Source organism: Caldisericum sp. (assembly GCA_022759145.1).
In the GTDB taxonomy this organism is placed as follows: Bacteria; Caldisericota; Caldisericia; order Caldisericales; family Caldisericaceae; genus Caldisericum.
This window is the reverse complement of record JAEMPV010000062.1, coordinates 38,361-58,199: the sequence shown is the minus strand read 5'-3', so window position 1 is coordinate 58,199 and position 19,839 is coordinate 38,361. Positions and strand designations below refer to the sequence as shown.

18 protein-coding genes are annotated in these 19,839 nt (G+C 36.4%); all 18 read left to right on the top strand.

From position 1 onward, the window contains the following. On the top strand, nt 1-2,643 hold a 2,643-nt coding region (fdhF, locus tag JHC30_04285), incomplete at its 5' end, for a formate dehydrogenase subunit alpha (GenBank protein ID MCI4463370.1). A 17-nt stretch (nt 2,644-2,660) separates the two neighbouring features. Further along, nucleotides 2,661-3,494 carry a formate/nitrite transporter family protein gene (locus JHC30_04280; GenBank protein MCI4463369.1) on the top strand — a complete coding sequence of 278 codons (834 nt, stop codon included), beginning with the start codon at nt 2,661-2,663 and terminating at the stop codon, nt 3,492-3,494. Then, nucleotides 3,494-4,105, top strand: a complete 612-nt coding sequence (locus tag JHC30_04275) for a molybdenum cofactor guanylyltransferase (GenBank protein ID MCI4463368.1) — start codon at nt 3,494-3,496, stop codon at nt 4,103-4,105. The genes JHC30_04280 and JHC30_04275 overlap by 1 nt, the downstream gene beginning before the upstream one ends. Beyond that, complete coding sequence (locus JHC30_04270; protein MCI4463367.1) at nt 4,077-4,772, top strand: formate dehydrogenase accessory sulfurtransferase FdhD; 696 nt, start codon at nt 4,077-4,079, stop codon at nt 4,770-4,772. Before JHC30_04275 ends, JHC30_04270 begins: the two co-directional genes overlap by 29 nt. A 33-nt stretch (nt 4,773-4,805) precedes the next feature. Beyond that, on the top strand, nt 4,806-5,681 hold the full coding sequence (gene rsmH / locus JHC30_04265) for a 16S rRNA (cytosine(1402)-N(4))-methyltransferase RsmH (protein MCI4463366.1): 876 nt from the start codon (nt 4,806-4,808) through the stop codon (nt 5,679-5,681). Beyond that, on the top strand, nt 5,678-5,941 hold the full coding sequence (locus JHC30_04260; GenBank protein MCI4463365.1) for a cell division protein FtsL: 264 nt from the start codon (nt 5,678-5,680) through the stop codon (nt 5,939-5,941). Before rsmH ends, JHC30_04260 begins: the two co-directional genes overlap by 4 nt. Further along, complete coding sequence (locus JHC30_04255; protein ID MCI4463364.1) at nt 5,916-7,607, top strand: penicillin-binding protein 2; 1,692 nt, start codon at nt 5,916-5,918, stop codon at nt 7,605-7,607. The genes JHC30_04260 and JHC30_04255 overlap by 26 nt, the downstream gene beginning before the upstream one ends. Then, complete coding sequence (locus tag JHC30_04250; protein MCI4463363.1) at nt 7,604-9,043, top strand: UDP-N-acetylmuramoyl-L-alanyl-D-glutamate--2,6-diaminopimelate ligase; 1,440 nt, start codon at nt 7,604-7,606, stop codon at nt 9,041-9,043. Before JHC30_04255 ends, JHC30_04250 begins: the two co-directional genes overlap by 4 nt. Then, entirely contained in the window at nt 9,033-10,385 is a 1,353-nt protein-coding gene (locus tag JHC30_04245; protein MCI4463362.1) for a UDP-N-acetylmuramoyl-tripeptide--D-alanyl-D-alanine ligase, read from the top strand. The genes JHC30_04250 and JHC30_04245 overlap by 11 nt, the downstream gene beginning before the upstream one ends. Then, nucleotides 10,375-11,358 (top strand): phospho-N-acetylmuramoyl-pentapeptide-transferase, encoded by a 984-nt coding sequence (gene mraY / locus JHC30_04240; protein MCI4463361.1) that lies wholly within the window; start codon nt 10,375-10,377, stop codon nt 11,356-11,358. The genes JHC30_04245 and mraY overlap by 11 nt, the downstream gene beginning before the upstream one ends. Before the next feature lie 13 nt (nt 11,359-11,371). Further along, the gene (gene murD / locus JHC30_04235) at nt 11,372-12,718 is read left to right on the top strand and encodes a UDP-N-acetylmuramoyl-L-alanine--D-glutamate ligase (GenBank protein MCI4463360.1); all 1,347 of its coding nucleotides are present in this window, start codon (nt 11,372-11,374) and stop codon (nt 12,716-12,718) included. Continuing rightward, entirely contained in the window at nt 12,715-13,773 is a 1,059-nt protein-coding gene (locus JHC30_04230) for an FtsW/RodA/SpoVE family cell cycle protein (protein MCI4463359.1), read from the top strand. Before murD ends, JHC30_04230 begins: the two co-directional genes overlap by 4 nt. Next, nucleotides 13,770-14,825, top strand: a complete 1,056-nt coding sequence (murG, locus tag JHC30_04225; GenBank protein MCI4463358.1) for an undecaprenyldiphospho-muramoylpentapeptide beta-N-acetylglucosaminyltransferase — start codon at nt 13,770-13,772, stop codon at nt 14,823-14,825. Before JHC30_04230 ends, murG begins: the two co-directional genes overlap by 4 nt. Continuing rightward, nucleotides 14,822-16,177 (top strand): UDP-N-acetylmuramate--L-alanine ligase, encoded by a 1,356-nt coding sequence (murC, locus tag JHC30_04220; protein MCI4463357.1) that lies wholly within the window; start codon nt 14,822-14,824, stop codon nt 16,175-16,177. The genes murG and murC overlap by 4 nt, the downstream gene beginning before the upstream one ends. Then, nucleotides 16,174-17,106: a UDP-N-acetylmuramate dehydrogenase gene (gene murB, locus JHC30_04215; protein MCI4463356.1), complete on the top strand. Its 933-nt coding sequence runs from the start codon at nt 16,174-16,176 to the stop codon at nt 17,104-17,106. Before murC ends, murB begins: the two co-directional genes overlap by 4 nt. After that, nucleotides 17,103-18,032 carry a D-alanine--D-alanine ligase gene (locus JHC30_04210; protein ID MCI4463355.1) on the top strand — a complete coding sequence of 310 codons (930 nt, stop codon included), beginning with the start codon at nt 17,103-17,105 and terminating at the stop codon, nt 18,030-18,032. The genes murB and JHC30_04210 overlap by 4 nt, the downstream gene beginning before the upstream one ends. Then, entirely contained in the window at nt 18,029-18,637 is a 609-nt protein-coding gene (locus tag JHC30_04205) for a hypothetical protein (GenBank protein ID MCI4463354.1), read from the top strand. Before JHC30_04210 ends, JHC30_04205 begins: the two co-directional genes overlap by 4 nt. Next, nucleotides 18,630-19,832: a cell division protein FtsA gene (gene ftsA / locus JHC30_04200; GenBank protein MCI4463353.1), complete on the top strand. Its 1,203-nt coding sequence runs from the start codon at nt 18,630-18,632 to the stop codon at nt 19,830-19,832. The genes JHC30_04205 and ftsA overlap by 8 nt, the downstream gene beginning before the upstream one ends. Nucleotides 19,833-19,839: the final 7 nt, after the last annotated feature.

Genomic DNA, 19,839 nt, shown 5'->3' with positions numbered 1-19,839 from the left:
AAATCGATTGGCATAGAGATTCCAACACTATGCTATCTTGAAGGTATTGCAGAAGAGGGTTCCTGTGGTATGTGTGTAGTTGAAGTGAGGGGCTCAAGAACGCTACAAAGAGCATGCATTACAGAAGTTGCCGAAGGAATGGATATAACTACTAATTCAGATCTACTTTATGAAGCAAGAAAAACCAATCTTGAACTTGCTTTGGCACATCACCCTCTCGATTGTATGACCTGCGACAAGGATGGTGATTGTGTCCTTCAGGACCTTGCGTATCAATTTGGCATTAAGAAGAGTCAGTTTCTTGATGAAAAAGAAGCATTTGTCTATCCAAAGGAAACACCTTGGGATTCAAATCCTTTCATACAGTTTGATCCACAGAAGTGCATTCTTTGCAGGCGTTGTGTAGATGCATGCGAAAACCAGGCAATTGTCGAGGCTATTGGTATTGCAATGAGAGGGTATAAATCTACTGTATCAACTCCATTTAATCTTCCCCTTGAACAGACTGATTGCCAATTCTGTGCTGCCTGTGTCCAGGCATGCCCAACTGGTGCTTTGATTGAAAAACCTCGTATTGGCAAAGGAAAAATATTCAACTTCGAAAAAACAGACACGGTTTGTGCCTATTGCGGTACTGGATGCAATGTTACCTTATACAAAGATAAAAATAACAACCTTGTTATGGCAAGAGGCGCAGATAAAGAACCCAACAAAGAAAGGCTTTGTGTTAAGGGAAGATATGGTTATGAATATGTGAACTCTTCTGAAAGATTAACTAAGCCTCTTATAAAGGAAAATGGCGTATTTAGGGAAGCAACATGGGAAGAAGCTCTCGACTACACTGCAAAAAGATTACTTGAAATAAAAGAAAAGTATGGACCTGATGCAATTGGTGTTCTTGGTTCTGCAAGATGTACAAATGAAGATAACTATGTAGTACAAAAATTTGCACGTGCAGTAATCGGGACAAATAACATAGACCACTGTGCACGACTTTGCCACGCTTCAACCGTTGCGGGACTTGGGAAGGCATTAGGTGCTGGTGCTGCAACTAACCCTATTGATGATATTAAGAATGCAGATGTTATGTTTGTAATAGGCTCAAATACAACAGAAACCCATCCTGTGATTGCTCAGTTTATAAAAGAAAACAAAAAGAAAAAAGGTGCAAAACTTATAGTCTGTGATCCAAGAAATATCGACCTTGCAAAATACGCAGATATTTTCATACAGCATTACCCAGGAACAGATGTCGCACTTTTGAATGGCATGATGAAGGTTATAATTGACAAAGGACTCATTAACAAGGAATTTATAGAAGCGCATACCGAAGGTTTTGAAAATCTTTTAAAGGTTCTTGAAAGCGGTAAGTATGATCTTGATAATGTATCGAAGATTACAGGTGTAGATAAGAAACTCATCGAGGAAGCGGCAATTGCTTATGCTCGAGGACCAAATTCTATGATTTTCTACACGATGGGAATAACCCAACACCATGTTGGTGTGGATAACGTCCTGAGTATTGCAAACCTCGCCCTGATAACAGGTCATATAGGAAAGGAAGGAAACGGAATTGATCCACTAAGAGGACAGGCAAATGTGCAAGGTGCATGCGATGTAGGAGCGTTACCTGATGTCTATACAGGCTACCAGAAGGTTACAGATGAAAATGTCCGAAAGAAATTCGAAGAATTCTGGGGCGTAAAACTCCCCGAAAACATAGGCTATGCGGTATCGCAGTTTGGAGAGCTTGCTCTTGAGGGTAAACTAAAAGCCGTGTATGCAATGGGTGAAAACCCGCTTGTAACAGAGGCAGATGTAAGGCATGTAAAAGAAGGTTTTGAAAAACTTGAGTTCCTTGCAGTTCAAGACATATTCCTCTCAGAAACTGCCCAGATAGCAGATGTTGTTTTCCCGGCAAAGGCCGCATATGAAAAATATGGAACATTTACCAATACCGAAAGAAGAGTCCAACTTCTTAGACCTGCAAGAACACCAGCAACAACCGTGAAAGATGATTGGGAGATTGTTTGTGAAGTTGCAACCAGAATGGGTTATCCAATGAAATACAAGAGTGCTATAGATATTTGGAATGAAATAAGAGAAGTAACGCCAACATTTAAAGGTATCACATATGAAAGGCTTAAAGAATACTCAATTCAGTGGCCATGCCCAGAGGAAACCCATCCTGGTACAAGAATTTTGCACTATGGTGGAAACTTTAAACGACCCAATGGCAAGGCGCTTATAAATGGTGTTGAGTTTGAACCGCCTGTTGAGACGGTAGACAGTGAATACCCGTTTATCCTTACAACTGGAAGAATTCTTTTCCATTATCACTCGAGGAATGAAACTCGCAGGGTAAAGGTGCTTGAAAGTTTTGTTCCCGAAAATTTTGTTGAGATAAATCCTGAAGATGCACAGAATCTCGGTATTAATGATGGTGATAAGGTTAAAGTAAAGACAAGAAGAGGAGAGATCGTTGTAAAAGCAAAGGTTTCAACAAAGCCTAAAAAAGGAGTTGTTTTTGTAAGTTTCCACTTCTCAGAAGCGAATGCAAATATCCTTACAATTAATGCACTTGACCCGGTTGCAAGAATTCCTGAATACAAAGCATGCGCGTGTGCAATTGAAAAAATTTAAATAAAAGGAGGTAAGTTATGAACGATGTAAATTTCTTCCCGCCAAAAGATGTGGCTGCAAAAATGTGCGAGACTGGGGTAGGAAAATGCAAACTTCCCATTCTCAAGATGTTTATCCTTGCAATCCTTGCAGGAGTTTACATTGCATTCGGAGCGCAACTCTTCTTGCTTGTGGGCTCTGATTCAACACTCGGTTTCGGCTTTACGAGGTTTCTTTCTGCATCAGTCTTTACTGTAGGTCTTATGATGGTTGTTGTAGGTGGTGCAGAGCTCTTCACTGGCAATAACCTTGTGCTTATTGCTGCTCTTGATAAGAAAGTAACATGGGGAGAGCTTTTAAAGAATTGGGTTGTTGTTTACATTGGGAACTTCGTTGGCTCAATTATTTTAGCAGCCTTCCTTTTCTTTGGAGGGACATGGTCTTTGAATGGTAATCTTGTTGGTGCAAATGCATTGAAAGTCGCTCTTTCGAAAACTTCGCTTACATTCGCACAGGCATTCTTTAGAGGTATTCTCTGTAACTGGCTTGTCTGTATGGCAGTTTGGATGGCAATGGCGTCAAAAGATGTAATAGGAAAACTCTTTGCAATCTATTTCCCTATTATGGCATTCGTTGCTTCCGGTTTTGAACACTCAGTTGCAAATATGTTCTTTATTCCATATGGAATTTTCCTGAAGAGTAATCCTAAAGTACTTGAGGTTGCAGGAAAGACTCTTGCAGATTTAGCAAATCTTAATTGGGGAACGCTTTTCACAGTTAACCTTATTCCTGTTACTCTTGGTAACCTTGTTGGTGGTGCAATTTTCGTTGGTGCAGTTTACTGGTATGTATACTTATTAAGCAAAAAGTAATGAAAATTAAGCCTGTTGTTCTTGTTGGTGGAAAAAGTAGAAGATTTGGGACGGACAAGTTCTTTCTTGTGCTAAATGGCAATTTGGTATTTGAAAGAACTTACAGGATTCTTAAGAGTGTATTTGGAGTGGAGCCTGTCTTCATAGGGAGGCAGGCTCCCATTTCTAATTACGAGTTCAGAGAAGATTTAATACCCTCTCTTGGTCCAATTGGCGGTCTTTACACGGCGCTTAAACTATACAATGATGTAGATTTTGTTTTTCTTGTTGCATGCGATATGCCTCTTATTAAAAAAGAAGTTTTGGAATATATGAAAGCAACTCTTAATGAGCAATCTTTTTCCTATATTCCAAAACTTGAAAATGGTTTTATAGAGCCCATGTTTGCTTTTTACAGTAGTAAACTACTTCCTATAGTCGAAAGAAACATAAAAGTAAATGACTTGAAATTAAGAAGTCTTCTTATAGATAAAGTCCAGTATCTTGAGGTATATAAGATTAAGGATATCGACCCAGAACTGCTTTCATTTCTGAATATTAATACCAAAAGCGACTTTGATAGAATATGCAGTATAATAAAGAATGAAAATATTGAGGATTTTGCGATTTGAAAATGGAAAAATTAGCCCATTTGATGATGTACTTGTTGAGGAAAAGATCCTTAATGTTTATGTAAACGGAGAACACATCCAATCGCTTTTCTACTCAAATGGAAATGAATATTTTCTTGGATTGGGTGTGTTATTAAACACTTCCTTAATCAAGTCTAAGAAGGAAATAAGAAATTTCTCATATAAAGAAAATGAATTTTCAACAAACTACTATTTTGAAATTGAGAATGTGAAAGATTCTGAAAATTCGGAATATGAAAAAATCAATGCTGTTTCTCAAGGTAAACTTTTTTCCTTAATGAAAGAAACATTATCTTACTCTGAAACTTTTGCAAAAACAGGTGGAACTCATATTGTTTCCGTTTCAGATATAAATGGTATACTTGCTCACTATGAAGACATTTCAAGGCTATCGTCAATGTTAAAGTGTGCAGGTTACATAGTGGACCAAGGGATAAAAAGAGAAACGATAGTTTTTACATCAGGAAGGATTAATTATTCTCTCGTTGAAGTTGCAAACAAAATGAATTCAAAAATTATTGTTTCACAATCTGCTGTTTCGACCCTTGCAGTAAAGTTGGGAGAAGATTTAGGAATAACTCTTGTAGGTTTCATGAGAGTAAACCGTTTTAATATCTATACACATCCTGAAAGAATCACTTACTAAAATAAAAACAAAAATACTGTATAATATCAGTTGATGGAAATACATCATATACCTGTTTTATTGAATGAGACAATTGAATTATTAAATTTGAAAGAAGACTCAATTGTTGTAGATGCAACCCTTGGAGAAGGTGGGCATTCTGTTGAGATTCTGAAGAGAATTCCAAAAGGGCTTCTTATAGGCATTGATATGGATTATGAAACAATCGAAAGAGCCCGCAAAAGACTGCTTGAGGTAGGAGATAACTTCATAATAGTTCCTGGTAATTTTAAGGAAATTACAACTCTTGTTCTTCCGCACGCTAAAAATGTAACACACATTCTTGCTGATTTAGGTGTTTCTACTCTTCAACTTGAAGATGAGTCAAGGGGCTTCTCATTTATGCGTGAAGGCCCCCTTGATATGAGAATGTGCAGACCATGTACAAGATACACTGCTTATGATATCGTTAATAATTTTTCAGAGGATGAGTTAAGAGACATTATTTTATACTATGGTGAAGACCCATTTGCTTATAGGATTGCAAAAAGAATTGTTGAAGAAAGAAAAAAACATCCGATTGAGACAACGACACAACTTGCAGAAATTGTAAAAGGTGTTTATCCCAAAGGGTACTACAAGATTCATCCAGCAACAAGGACATTTCAGGCGCTCAGGATTTACATAAATAGAGAAATGGACAACCTGAAAGGCTTTTTGGAGAATGCACCGAAGTTATTGCTTCCTCAAGGAAGAATTGCGGTTATTACCTATCACTCGCTTGAAGATAGATTGGTAAAACTTTCATTTAAAAACAATCCAAATCTTAAGTTGGTTAATAAGCATGTAATAAAGCCCTCAGAAGAGGAAGTTTCAAAGAATAGGCGTGCTCGAAGCGCAAAATTGAGAGTTGCGGAGAAAGTCTCATGAAAATGAAGACTACGACTTTGCTTTTAGTGTTACTTTTATTAATTCTCATATATAGTGTTTTATTTTTTACAACGGTTAAAGTAAAAAAAGAAATAGCAAATCTCAACTCAGAAATTGAACAAATACAAACTCAGAATCAAAAACTCGAAGCGATATACCTACAACTACAAGACCCTATTAGGATTGAAAAAATTGCAAGGGAAAAACTTAAAATGAGCGAGGTAAAAAGATTCTATGTCGCGGAAATCCCTGCAAAATAGTGAAGATATTTTTAAGAAAAGGCTTTTAATTGCGTTTTTGATTTTCTTATTGTTGTTTTTGTCGTTTATAGGCAGAGTAATAGACCTTACTATTTTCAGCAGGGGAAAATTGCTTTCTGAATTTGCACCACAAGTTGTTCCAAGCTACGATATCTTAAGAGCAGAACGTGGCGAAATTCTCGATAGAAATGGCGTCAAGCTTGCAACAAACGAACTAACTTTTGAATTAGATATAAACCCGAATGTTATCTCAAACGATACCCTTCAAAAATTGAGAAATATCATAAAAGGTGATCTTAAATTTGAAAATGAGGAGTTAAACAGAATCTTCAGTGCAAAGTCTTATGTGCTTGTTTCAACTTCTGTTTCAAAAGAAACGAAGGATAAAATCGATTCGCTCCATATCCCAGATGGTGTTGTTTTTACTAAAACTTACAAGAGAGTGTATCCCTTTGGAGAAATTACAGCACCTCTTGTTGGGATTGTAGGGGCTGACGGCGTTGGGCTTACAGGTATTGAACTTTCAATGGATGATTACCTCAAAGGGAAAAATGGGAGGTCCTTTAGAACTTTTAATTTTGCAGAGCCAGATTTATTAGGTGCTCCAACATATATTTTAGAACCCGTTAAAGGCGACAGTGTTAAATTAACCATAGACATAAATATTCAGTCAGAGGTTTACGAACTTGTAAAAAAGTATGTAGAGGAGTTTAACGCAAAGAGTGGTTTTGCTATTGTTACAGATCCAAATACAAATGAAGTTCTTGCCATGGTATCTTATCCTTCATTTGATCCAGCAAATATTGAAAAAATAGTTCCAAATCTTCCAACAACATTTAATTATGAACCCGGATCAATTATGAAACCCATTGTGGCACTTGCAGGCTTGGAAACGGGAAAACTTAAGCCCGATGATGACTTTTACTGTAGTGGTTCGATAAAAGTAAAAGATAGAGTTATCTCGTGCTGGAAAAAGCATGGCAGTGAGCATGGGCTTACGGATATTCTTGTAAATTCATGCGATGTTGCGTTTGCACAAGTTGCACTAAAGATCCAAAAAGACCCACTCCTTAATTACTTCAGACTTTTCGGTTTTGGAGAGCCAACTCAGATTGAGATTTTTGGCGAAGAGAAAGGTTTAGTGCCATCTTCTAAAGATATTGGAGATGTAGAATTGGCAACTATGGGATTTGGACAGGGTATTGCAGTTACACAGATTCAAATGGTCTCGGCGCTTAATACAATAGTGAATGGAGGCAAACTCTACACGCCACATATTATAAAGGAGGTTCTTGATAACTCGGGTAAAATTATTTATTCATCGACCCCGATCTTGAAGAGGACAATTGGAAGTAAAACAAACCTTGACCTTATTAAGAGCGCTATGGTTGATGTTGTTGAAAAAGGCGCACCAAAAGCAAGAATTGAAGGTTATAAGGTTATGGGGAAAACAGGAACAGCCCAAAAGATAAATCCAACTGGTGGGTACTCTCACTCAAAACTCATCTACAGTTTCTTTGGCGCAATACCATACCCAGATCCATCAGTCTCTGTTATAGTATCCATAAATGAAACGGCAATACCTCAATACTCAACAACAGTTTCTGCACCACTTTTTTCTGAGATTGGAACATTTCTTGTAAAATATTTAAGGATTGGGAAATGAATGGGAGAGTTTTAAAAGAAAATTTTAAAGAGTTTGAGATTTACGGAAATCTCGATGCCGAGTTTCATTCGATAAAGACTGACTCAAGGAAGGTTGATAAGGGTGACCTATTCGTTGCACTAAAAGGAGAGAATACAGACGGACATGAATTTGTATTGGATGCGTTGAAAAATGGCGCAGTTGGTGTAATTGTTGAAAAAGAAGTAAAAGTGCCTGAAGACATACTTGTTATAAAAGCCCCGGATGCAAGGGAAGCATTTGCAAAAATTTCCTCGTTATATTTTGGAGAACCCTCGAAGGATCTAAAGATAGTTGGTGTTACAGGTACAATGGGTAAAACGACAATAACATATCTTCTATATAGACTTTTTAACTACTCAGGCATTCCTTCGGGATTTATTGGCACAATTGGACTCGGAATAAAAGATAGTTTTTCCCTAATAGATCTTGAGCCACCAACAACGCCTTTTCCTTTTGACTTACACAAATATCTTAGGGATATGCGCGATCACGGAGTTAAATATGTGTTTATGGAGGTTTCTTCGCACGGGATTAAGGATAAAAGGATTTATGGCATAGACTTCTATAAAAAAATTCTTGCAACTATGGGCATCGACCACATCGATTATCATAAATCGCCTGAAGATTATATAGATACAAAGGTATCCTTTTTTAAAGGTGTAAAGTCTCCCATCCTCAATGGTGATTCACTTTTTATAGATAGATTTATTGAAGTTTCTGATTCGCCTATATTCTATGGCAAGGGCAATTCATTTGACTTTTCTTTTTCTTCTATTTCTCAAAAAGGCACTTCTATTTCTTTCGATGTGTATAGAGGGGAATACTTCCTGGGCTCAATATTTTTACCAATTTTAGGGGCTTACAATGCATACAATTTTTTAGCAGTTCTTTCATTTGCAATGTTAGAAGGCATTTCTTTTAGCGATATAAAGGAGTTTGCGAAAACCATCTCAATTCCTGGTAGAATGGAGATATACAACTTTAACGGCATAAATGTTGTTATTGACTATGCGCACAATCCTGAAGAAATCGAAAGTGTCTTACAAAGTTTGAAAAATTTAAATGGACGCCTTATTGTAGTCTTTGGTGCAGTAGGGACATCGGACAAAGAAAAGAGAATTTTAATGGGAAAAACTGTTAGTAAGTATGCAGATTTTTGCGTGGTTACTTCAGATGATCCGCGAGGACATGATATTAACGAAATAATAGACGATGTTGTAAGTGGCATTTCTATTGACAATATTGTTTTACAGGATAGAAGAGATGCTATAAAGTATGCGCTTAAAAAAGCAAGGAAAGGCGATGTAGTTGCGATTCTTGGAAGAGGTGTTGAATCAAAAATGCGGCTACCGGAAGGCAAGATTATAAGTTTTAGAGATATCGATATCGTAAGAGGTGTATTCAATGAAAATTGAACTTAATGAGTTATTTAAGGATATTCGCCACTCTGACTTTGCTTTTCCTTACGAACACAATAACTTTGTCGTTGACTCAAGAATAGTAAAACCAAACGATATTTTTATTGCGTTAAAGGGAAATAATACCGATGGTCATAATTTTGTAAATGATGCGTTTAGTAGAGGGGCAATTCTTGCAGTCGTTGAGAGGGATGTTGAAGCAATTGGTCCTGTTGTTAAAGTAAATTCTACTGTTGAATTTATAAAGCACCTTGGTGATTTTGCACGCAGCAAAGTTAACTCTGCTATTTTTGGTATCACGGGAAGTGCAGGTAAGACAACAACGAAAGAGGGTTTGTACCTTGCACTTTCTAAAAAATTCAATGTAAGGAAAACAGAAGGAAACATAAATACAGACCTTTCGCTCCCCCTATTTTTTGCTAATGATGTTACGAATCTTGAAGACTTTATTATTGCCGAGATGGGCATTCAAAAGCCTAATGATATGGATACCCTTTTAGATATTGTTAAACCTCATTATGCAATAATTACAAATATTGGTGACTCTCACCTTGAGTATTTAGGTGATAGAAATGGGGTTCTCAAGGAGAAGTTTAAACTTGTTAAGTTCGTTTCAGAAAATGGAGGCGTTAGTTTTATAAATGGAGACGACCCGCTTTTAAAGGCATCTTCAGTTGGAGTTAAAGGAGTTTTTACTGTTGGCTTTAACGAAGGAAACAATTTTAAAATGTCAATTTTAGAAGAAAACCTCGACTTTATGAGATTGAGGGTGAATGTTGAAGATAGAGTTTTTGATTTTGCAGTTCCATATAATGGATTTGCATACAATGTTGGACTAATTTTTGCAGCATCAATCTATGTTGGAGTTGATCCAGACTATATTGTTTCTGCTCTTAAGGAATTTAAACCGTATAAAGGTCGTGGAGAGAAAATTAAAAGAGGAACAATTACAATAATTGACGATACTTATAATTCAAACCCTGTCTCTATGAACCTTGCTCTCAAGAGGCTTAACGGAATTAAGAATCCGATTGTTTTAATACTTGGCGATATGCTTGAACTTGGCGAATCTTCAAAATCACTTCACGAAAATGTTGGAAAGGAAATTGCAAAGATAAAACCATATATGCTAATAACCTATGGTAGTTTCTCCAAATTTATGCAGGATTATGCAGTTGCAACAAAAAAGTACCACTTTGATGATAATGCTTCCCTTATTGATTTTTTAAATTCTTTTGATTTTCCAGAAGATTCAGTGTTTTTAGTAAAAGGTTCTCGTGGAATGAAGATGGAGCAGTTTGTTGAAGCGCTTCTCAGGAGGTATAGCGATGAAAATTGAGGGTATGCTTCTTATTTCACTTATTGTTGAGTTTTTTGCGCTTTTCTTTTTAGAGCGAAGCCTCATAAATTTTCTCAAAAGTAGAAATCTTGTTCAGCATGTCCGTGAAGAATTGATTGAATCACACAAAAAGAAAGAAGGCACACCTCGTGGTGGAGGTGTTATCTTTTTGGTTTCAATAATTTTTCTCCTTCCTTTATTTTTTGTTTCACATTTTTCTTCTGAAACAATGAGGCAATTTCTTTTTGTTTCTATTTCTTCAACATTTTTTGGGCTTATAGGGCTTATTGATGATGTACTAACCTCAAGAAAATCCTCATCAATTGGTTTGTCGATAAGTCAAAAATTAATTTTATTTACGATAGGAAGCATTGTTATTTTCTTCTTCTTCAGAAATCTATTTACTTTTGAGACTGTCTTTTTAGGTTTTCATTTAAAATTTTCTCCGTTTTTTTATTTTGTACTTTTTATTGTAATTATGGTTGGCTCTGTTAATGCCTTTAATCTCACGGATGGAGTAGATGGCTTGCTTGGAAGTGTTTCAAGTATAATGCTTTTAACGTATATAGTGCTTTTTTATCTTATGAAAAACTCCTTAATTTTTGGTTTTGCTATAACCCTGCTTGTCTCAGTACTTATATTTTTGTGGTTCAATAGTCCCAAGGCATCGATATTTATGGGAGATTTGGGGGCATCATTTTTGGGTGGAGCGATTGCTTCGCTTGCAATAATTTCTAAAACCGAATTGTATTTACCATTTGTTGCAATTATACCGGTAATTGAAGCGATTTCTATTTTTATTCAGATTGCATACTTCAAGGCAACCCATGGGAAGCGTGTATTCAAAATGACCCCTATCCATCACCACTTTGAAATTTTAGGATGGAGTGAGGCAAAAGTCGATTACAGATTTAGTATAATAACAGCATTTATGAATATAATTGTAATTGTTTTGAAAATTTTAGGATTGTGATTGGAGGTAATAGATGAAAATACTTGTTGTTGGTGGAAGGAAGTCAGGTGTATTTGCAAGTATTCTTGCAAAGAAGCACGGATTCGATGTTTATCTAACAGAGTTAGCGGACAACCATGAGGTAAGGTCTTTCGAACCTCTTCTCAAGGAGAACAATATTCCTTACGAAATAGGCAAACATACTTTCCACAAATCTAAAAATTTTGACCTTGCAGTAGTTTCTCCTGGAATCCCGATGATCGCTCCCATAATAAAGGAACTGCAATCAGAGGGCGTTAAAATAATAGGAGAACTTGAATTTGCAAATATGTTTGCACCAAACACAAAGGTTATAGCAATCACAGGAACAAACGGAAAAAGTACTACAACTGCCTTAACGGGACACATTTTTAAGTTATATGAACCACGAACGGTTGTTGGGGGAAATTTAGGTACTCCTTACGCTGAATTATTGCTTGAAAACCCGGATCCCAAATTTGCAGTTATTGAAACAAGTTGTTTCCAACTTGAGACGATTGAGCAATACCACCCTGTTGTTTCTGTTTTTCTCAATTTCACAGAGGATCATCTTGATCGGTATAAATCAATGGAAGAATACTTAGAGGCAAAGAAACGCATTTTCTTAAATCAAAACGAATCCGATTTTGCAGTGCTTAATTACGATGACGAAGTAGTTAAAAACCTTGCAGATAAAGTAAAGCCAAAGGTTTATTTCTTCTCGCTCAAGGAAAATGTTCAAAGTGGAGCGTATTTAAAAGATGACAAGATTTATTTTAAAGAATCAAAAAATGCTAAACCTGTTGAAGTTATAAGAAGAAGTGAAATTCCACTTTTGGGGCTTCACAATGTGCAAAATACACTTGCAAGTGTCGTTTCTGCTCTTGTTATGGGCGTCCCATTAGATGTGGTAAGAAAGGGCATAAAAACCTTCAAGGGATTACCGCACAGGCTTGAATTTGTAAGGGTTGTTGATGGTGTAACCTACATAAACGATTCAAAGTCCACTACTCCCGACTCAACAATCAAAGCGCTTGAATCTTTTGAGAATAAAGTAATTCTTATTGCAGGTGGCAGCAGCAAGAATAACGATTTTACACAACTTGCAAAAATGTTTAAAGGAAAAGTGAAGTTTCTAATCCTCTTAGGGCAAACAGCACCACAACTAAAAGAGGCTTCAATAAAAGCAGATTTTCATGATTTTGCTATCGTTAATAGCTTGAAAGAGGCAATTGATTTTGCAAAGAGTATAGCAAAGCCAAACGATATAGTATTGCTTTCACCTGCTTGTGCAAGTTTTGATATGTTCAGGGATTTTGAGGATAGAGGAGACCAGTTTAAAGAAATTGTGAACTCTCTATGAAAAAAATACTAAATGCCTACACTACACCACTTTTATTCCTTACAGTTTCCCTAAGTTTGTTCGGAATAATTGTGAGTGGAAGTTTAAGCATAGTTTATCCAAACTTGATTTTAAGACAAATCGTATCTGTTATCCTTGGTTATGCTTTAATGATATTCTTTGCGTTCTTTAACCATAGGAAACTTGCTTCGTTTGCTAAAATTGCATACATAGTGCTCGTCCTCTCTTTGGTTTATTTGCTTTTTAGTAAAGGTAACTCAAGATTTATTTCTATTGGAATATTTTCAATACAGCCATCCCAGTTTGCATACATTGTTATTTCTCTTCTAATTGCACGCATATTCAGGGACAAGATTGATGAAGAACAAATCCCCAAGGTTTATGCGATTATCTTTGCACTTATTGTTCTTGTTTCAGCGCTTATTGCCTTTGAGCCCGATATGGGGAGCGCAGCACAGTTTTTCCTCACGGGATTTTCTTTACTTTCAATTATTGGGATGCCACTTTTTGAGTTCTTCTCCTTCTCTTTGCTTTCACTTTTTGGGGTTATAGCAATGATTCCTCTTAATAAAGAGTGGCATAGGAGGGTTGTTGCATTTTTGAATCCATATGCGCATGCAAGTGACGAAGCATTACAGACACTTCAATCACTTAGAGCCTTTGCTCGTGGAGGGATTACAGGCGTTGGTTTTATGAAGGGAATTTTTAAATATCCTTCAGTTTTACCAGTTTCTATTTCAGATTTTATTTTGCCTGTAATTGGTGAAGAGTTTGGGGCGGTTTTTGTAATCCTTCTTATCCTTGCGTATCTTGGGATCATATATTTGGGATTTAAGATAAGTTACGATGCTCGTTCGATTTTTTCAAGAATACTTGCGTTGGGGTTAACATTGGGAATTGCATGGTTTGCAGTAATTAATATTGCAGTAAACTTAGGTCTTATGCCGACAACTGGTGTTCCGCTTCCTTTTATTAGTTACGGTGCTAATAATATGCTTGCAAATTTTATAGCCATTGGGATTCTAATTAATATCTCAAGAACAGAGGTTGAATGATGAAAATTCTTGTTGCAGGAGGAGGCACAGGCGGGCACATATATCCTCTTATCCCCATAGGAGAAGAATTACGTTCAAGAGGTCATAATGTATTTTTTGTTGGAAGGCGTGGAAGTATTGAAGAGACTGTTGCAAAAGGGAACAACTTTGAGGTTCGTTATATAGAGGCATCTCAATTTGACTTGAGTGTTTCAAAACTTTTCAAGTTTGTTATTTCTTCTACTAAAGGTTTTTTTGATGCGCTAAGAATCGTTAATGAAATACATCCTGATGCAATTTTGGGTGGTGGTGGATATGTTTCCCTTCCCGTTCTTATTGCAGGAATTATTAAAGGAATTCCTATCTATCTTTACGAACAAAATACAATTCCAGGAAGGACAAACCTCATTTTTAAGAATTTTGCAAAGAAAGTTTTTCTTGGATTTGAAGATGCAAAAAAGTACTTTTTAGATAAGGGAGTATTTACTGGAAACCCTGTTCGAAAAAATGTAATCAGCGTTGATAAAGATAATGCGCTTAAATTTTTTAATTTTGAGAGGAAGTTTACACTTCTTGCTTTTGGGGGAAGTGGTGGTGCATACAATCTAAATAAAACTATATTTTCTATAATCCCCGAACTTTTAGATAAAGATATACAGGTCATATTTATTACGGGCACGAAATTTTTCGAAGAGTTTAATGGAAAAATTGAGCACAAAAACTTAAGAATATTTCCTTATCTAAACGAAATGGGTTATGCATATGCGGTTTCATCTATTGCTGTAACAAGGGGCGGGGCAATGACTCTTACTGAATTAATCCTTAACGATATTTACTCGATTGTGGTTCCTTTTCCGTATGCAAGGGATAATCATCAATTTTACAATGCGAAGTATTTTGAAAATTTTGGTTGTGTGAGTGTTATTGAAGAGAAAGATCTTAATAAGGAAATATTAATGCAAAAAATAGTAGATTTTAAAAACAATTTTCATATAATAAAAATGGATTGCTCTGCAAATTATCCAAAGGATTCAGAGAAAAAAATTGCAGATGTTTTAGAGGAAGGTAAATGAAGAAAGTGCTTTTGCTTGGAGTGGCTGGAGTTGGAATGAAGCGCCTTGCAGAGATTTATGTGGCGCTCGGATATAGCGTTTACGGGATCGATGTAAAGGAAAACGAAACAACCCACTATCTTAAAGGGCTTGGTGTTGATATAAATCCAAAGGAATTTGGAGTTGATCCTTCAATCGAAAAAGTAGTTTATTCGTCTGCAATTCCCTTAGACAACCCCCATATTCTGAAAGCAAAAGAACTTGGGATTCCTGTTGAGAAGCGTGGCGAAGCACTTGCAGAACTTTCGAAAGGGTATAAAAGTATAGTGGTTGCGGGAACCCATGGAAAAACAACAACAACATCTCTTATTGCCGAAGTAGTCGGAAAGAAATTCCTTTCAAATGCCTACATAGGAGGAGATCACTATAAAAACTCTCGGTTTCTGGAACATGCGGAGTATTTCGTAATCGAGTCAGATGAAAGCGACAAAACTTTTCTTCTTTTAACACCTGAAATCGGAGTCGTAACGAATATAGACAAAGATCATTTGAATGCATATGATTGGAGTTTTGATAAACTTAAGGATGCATTTTTAGAATTTATGAAAAATTCAGGAAAATTGGTCGTTAACCGTGATGATGCAAATGCCTTTGAGGTTTCTAAGCTCCTTGATAAGAAAGTTTACTATTATAGTCTTAAAGATACTTCTTTTGATGCACACATTCTTGATTATTCATTCGAGAAAGATGGCACTTCATTTATGGCTCAAGTTTTTGGAGAGAAAACTCCTTTAATAAAAGTTCACACGTTCGGAGAGCAAAATCTTTCAAATATCCTTGCAACAATTCTTGTTGGAAGGATTCTTGGTGTGAATTTTTCCGAAATAGAATCCGCCTTAAGCAATTTTACTATGCCTAAAAGAAGGCTTCAATACATTGGCAATGTAAGGGGAGTGACTATTTTTGATGACCATGCCGATCATCCAACAGAAGTTGAAGCAACATTAAAGGCAATTAGGTCACATAATCCCAATGCTTCAATTATTGCCGTTTTCCAGCCGCACCGTTATACGCGTGTATTCTCTCTAAAAGAGGAAATTGCAAGGCCTTTTTATCTTGCAGACTATGTGATTGTTCTTCCGATTTATACAGCTTTTGAAAACCCCATAGAAGGTATCACTAACGAAAGGGTTTTTGATTGGATAAAGACTTTAAACCCGAATAAAAATGTATTCTTTGCATCTAATTTTGAAAGCGTAGGAACATTGGTTTCTCGAATTGCAAAGGCAGGAGATGTAGTTGTAACCCTTGGACCAGGTGATGTGTATTTGGCTACAGAACAAATAATGCTAAAATTAAGAGGAGAAAGATGAAAATACAGGAAAATGTTAAAGAACTTATAAAAGGCAGAGTGTATTTTAATGAACCAATGTCAAATCATACCTCTTTTAAAATAGGAGGTCCTGCGGAAATTTTAATTATTCCCTCAGATATTGACGACCTTAAAAGAATACTCGAATTTGCAAGACGAGAAAAAATTCCAGTAACCGTAATTGGTAACGGCACAAATATTCTTGTTTCGGATGATGGCATTGAAGGAATTGTAATTAAGATGTCTGAAGGCTTCTCGAAATTGGTATTTGATAACGATATTGCTTTAGTTGAGGCTGGTGTACCATTGCAAAAACTTATAGAAGACGCCTCAAAAAGAAATCTCGGGGGATTTGAGTTTGCTTTTGGTATACCAGGTGCCTTTGGTGGGGCTGTTGCAATGAACGCAGGAACTAACTCACATTATATAAGCACAAGGATTGAATATGCGGATGTAATGGATTATAACGGGAAAATTTACAGATTTAAACATGACGACTTCCATTTTGATTATAGATACTCAATCTTGCAGGAAGAACCTCTTATTCTTTTGAATGCAGTTGTAACATTCGAAAGCAAGCCTTATGATGAAATTTTACATGAAAGAGAGGTAAGCCTCAGGGGAAGGTTTGAAAAACAGCCGTACAATTTGCCGTGCGCAGGAAGTGTTTTTAAAAATCCACCCACAACTTATGCAGGTAAAGTGCTTGAAGAGGCAGGATGTAAGGGTCTCAGATTTGGGGATGCCTTGATTTCCGAGAAGCATGCTAACTTTATTGTTAATCTTGGGAATGCAACAGCACAGGACGTGGTAAACCTTATAAGAGAAGCCCAGTTAAGGGTGTATAAGCACAAGGACCTTATCCTTGAACTTGAGATAAAACTTGTGGGAAAATTTAAAAACTTGAACTTGCTTGAGAGGAAGAAATGAGTATAAGAGTGCTTGTTCTTTACGGAGGTAAATCCTCCGAGAGAGAGATATCCATTAAAAGTGGAAAAGCAATTAGTAATGCTCTTAGAGCAAAGGGATACGATGTAATAGAACACGATTTTCAAAACCATATTGAAGATGTTGTAAAAGAAACCAAGCCCGATGTTGTTTTTATTGCACTGCACGGAAAATATGGCGAAGATGGAACTGTGCAAGGTGCTCTTGAACTCTTAGGTGTTCCTTACACAGGCTCATCTGTTTTTGCAAGTGCTCTCTGCATGAACAAACTTTTCACAAAATTTATGTTCAGGGAAATTGATGTTAAAACTCCATCATTTGCTTATTTTGTAAAAGACAATGCATTACCTTATTCGTATGTATCGGAACTTTTAGGCAATAATACACTTGTTATTAAACCTGTTGATCAAGGCTCTACTATTGGGGTAACAATAGCAAAAAACGAAGAAGCATACAATGAAGGTCTTGCAAAAGCCTTTGAACTTAGTAATCTTGTTATCGTTGAAGACTACATTAAAGGAACTGAAATTACCGTTGCAGTTATTGGGAACTATCCTGATATTCATGTTCTTCCAGTTATTGAAATTGTTCCTGCTCACGAATTTTACGATTTCGAATCCAAATATATCCCCTCGATGTCAAAACACATAATTCCAGCAAGAATAAGTCCTTACCAAAAAGCACTTGCAGAAGAATACGCAAAGAGGATTTACAAGGAATTTGGTCTAAGAGATTTTGCGCGTATTGATATGATTGCAAACTCTAACGATGTATATGTGCTTGAGGTTAATACAATTCCGGGATTTACTGAAACAAGCCTTGTTCCAGACGCAGCAAAAGCAGAAAACATATCCTTTGAAGACCTGGTTGAGTTTATAGTGCAGGAAGTCCTTCAAAGGAAAAAGTGAAAAAGATTATATTTTTATTTGCGTTTGTAGTTTTGGTTATCTTCTTTTTTGCTTACCCTATTTTTGTTTTAGAAAATAATGTTAGTATTTCTTCTAATGTCCCCATAGAAACCGACGCTATTTTAAGAAAAATCGGCATTTTTTATCTGGGGATTTTGCCAAAAAAAGATGTTCAATTTGAAAGATCCCCTTTTAAATTAAAAATAGTCTATAACGAAAAAACTTTAATCAATGTGAGGTTTAAAGACGGAGAATATGGTTTGACAGAAAATGGATTCTTAATTAGTAAAGGCGAATCAGGTTTGCCTCTTGCAATTGCAAATTTTTCGCATTCATCTTACAATAAAGAAATTGGGGATTTGTTTTTGTATTTTAAAAATAAAGATTTGCTTGATGTTGTAAAAAGTTTTGAAATTTTTGATGAAAGTATTGCATTTGTAGATAAAAATGGGATTTTTGTTATAATGGGTAAAGGGGATTACGATTTGAAGATGAAGGAGTATTTTAAAACTACTGAGATTGTTTTTAAAGATTTAAAAAAAGTGGAGAAAATCGACTTGAGATTTAATTTGCAAGCAGTAATAAAATGGAGGGAGAATGGATAGAATCGTTTCGGCACTCGACCTTGGCAGCCAAACTATAAAGTTTCTTATAGGGGAACTGAGTGATGGCAATGCCTCAATTATTGGTGTTGGAACTGTCCCTTCCAAAAGTGTAAGTAAAGGTGTAGTTATTGATTTGAATAAGGCATCGGAAGCGGTAATGCAGGCAAAAAAAGCCGCAGAGACAATGGCAGGGAAAAAGGCTCAAAATGTTTATGTTTCGGTTTCAGGAACCCATATCTTTTCTCTTAATAATAAAGGAAGCATAATTGTATCTAAGGAGGGAAGGGAGATTTCCAAAGATGATATAAAAAGGGTTGAGGAATCTGCAAGAGTTCTTTTGCTTCAAGCAAATCAACGAGTGATTCATTCGATTCCAAGGCAGTTTATAATTGATGGGCAAGGTGGCATAAGAAATCCCATAGGAATGTCAGGCATTAAACTGGAGGAGGAAGTTCATATTGTTACAGGTTCTTCAACGGTCCTCTACAATATTGAAAAAGTAATCTCTATGGTTGCTCTAAAGAAAGAGGCTTTTGTCCTTCAATCCCTTGCATCATCTCTATCAACTCTTAAGGAACAGGAGAAGGAACTTGGAGTTGCTCTTGTAGATATAGGTGCAGGAACAGGCGACATTGCGGTTTTTGTTAATGGAGCGATTGCACATACATCTGTACTTCCCATTGGTGGCGAATATATAACAAAAGATATTGCCTACGCTTTGCGCATATCGCTTGACGAAGCAGAAAGAATCAAAAAGGACTTTGGATTCGCAATAACTAACGATGATACTGAAGGAAGTAATATTGAGGTTTCTCGTATAGGAACAGAAGAAAAACTGACAATAGACTCTTCATACCTTGCGGAAGTTATAACGGCAAGGGTTGATGAAATCCTGCAGGCGGTAAAACTTGAGTTAATAAAGTCTGGTTACTGGGGTGCCTTGCACTCTGGTGTTGTTTTTACCGGAGGCTGTTCAAAACTCAGGAATTTCGTAAAGAGAGCCGAATCTATTTTGGAAGTCCCTGTTAGGTTAGGTATTCCAAGAGGAGAATACACATTTTCAGATATCCTAAGCGATCCAGAATATGCAACTTCTATAGGCTTGATTCTTTATGCGCTTTCTGAAGGTAGCGAACAAAAAAGGCCAAGGAATCATTTCTCGGGATTTTCCTGGCTAAAAGATATATTTGAATAGGAGGTTT

What these genes read in the sequence shown, in the direction of transcription:
- JHC30_04270 (MCI4463367.1), top strand. Translation starts at nt 4,077, where the DNA reads ATGAAAATATTGAGGATTTTGCGATTTGAAAATGGAAAAATTAGCCCA.
- murG (MCI4463358.1), top strand. Translation starts at nt 13,770, where the DNA reads ATGATGAAAATTCTTGTTGCAGGAGGAGGCACAGGCGGGCACATATAT.
- JHC30_04280 (MCI4463369.1), top strand. Translation starts at nt 2,661, where the DNA reads ATGAACGATGTAAATTTCTTCCCGCCAAAAGATGTGGCTGCAAAAATG.
- murB (MCI4463356.1), top strand. Translation starts at nt 16,174, where the DNA reads ATGAAAATACAGGAAAATGTTAAAGAACTTATAAAAGGCAGAGTGTAT.
- rsmH (MCI4463366.1), top strand. Translation starts at nt 4,806, where the DNA reads ATGGAAATACATCATATACCTGTTTTATTGAATGAGACAATTGAATTA.
- murC (MCI4463357.1), top strand. Translation starts at nt 14,822, where the DNA reads ATGAAGAAAGTGCTTTTGCTTGGAGTGGCTGGAGTTGGAATGAAGCGC.
- JHC30_04255 (MCI4463364.1), top strand. Translation starts at nt 5,916, where the DNA reads ATGTCGCGGAAATCCCTGCAAAATAGTGAAGATATTTTTAAGAAAAGG.
- JHC30_04275 (MCI4463368.1), top strand. Translation starts at nt 3,494, where the DNA reads ATGAAAATTAAGCCTGTTGTTCTTGTTGGTGGAAAAAGTAGAAGATTT.
- JHC30_04245 (MCI4463362.1), top strand. Translation starts at nt 9,033, where the DNA reads ATGAAAATTGAACTTAATGAGTTATTTAAGGATATTCGCCACTCTGAC.
- murD (MCI4463360.1), top strand. Translation starts at nt 11,372, where the DNA reads ATGAAAATACTTGTTGTTGGTGGAAGGAAGTCAGGTGTATTTGCAAGT.
- JHC30_04260 (MCI4463365.1), top strand. Translation starts at nt 5,678, where the DNA reads ATGAAAATGAAGACTACGACTTTGCTTTTAGTGTTACTTTTATTAATT.
- JHC30_04210 (MCI4463355.1), top strand. Translation starts at nt 17,103, where the DNA reads ATGAGTATAAGAGTGCTTGTTCTTTACGGAGGTAAATCCTCCGAGAGA.
- JHC30_04230 (MCI4463359.1), top strand. Translation starts at nt 12,715, where the DNA reads ATGAAAAAAATACTAAATGCCTACACTACACCACTTTTATTCCTTACA.
- mraY (MCI4463361.1), top strand. Translation starts at nt 10,375, where the DNA reads ATGAAAATTGAGGGTATGCTTCTTATTTCACTTATTGTTGAGTTTTTT.
- ftsA (MCI4463353.1), top strand. Translation starts at nt 18,630, where the DNA reads ATGGATAGAATCGTTTCGGCACTCGACCTTGGCAGCCAAACTATAAAG.
- JHC30_04250 (MCI4463363.1), top strand. Translation starts at nt 7,604, where the DNA reads ATGAATGGGAGAGTTTTAAAAGAAAATTTTAAAGAGTTTGAGATTTAC.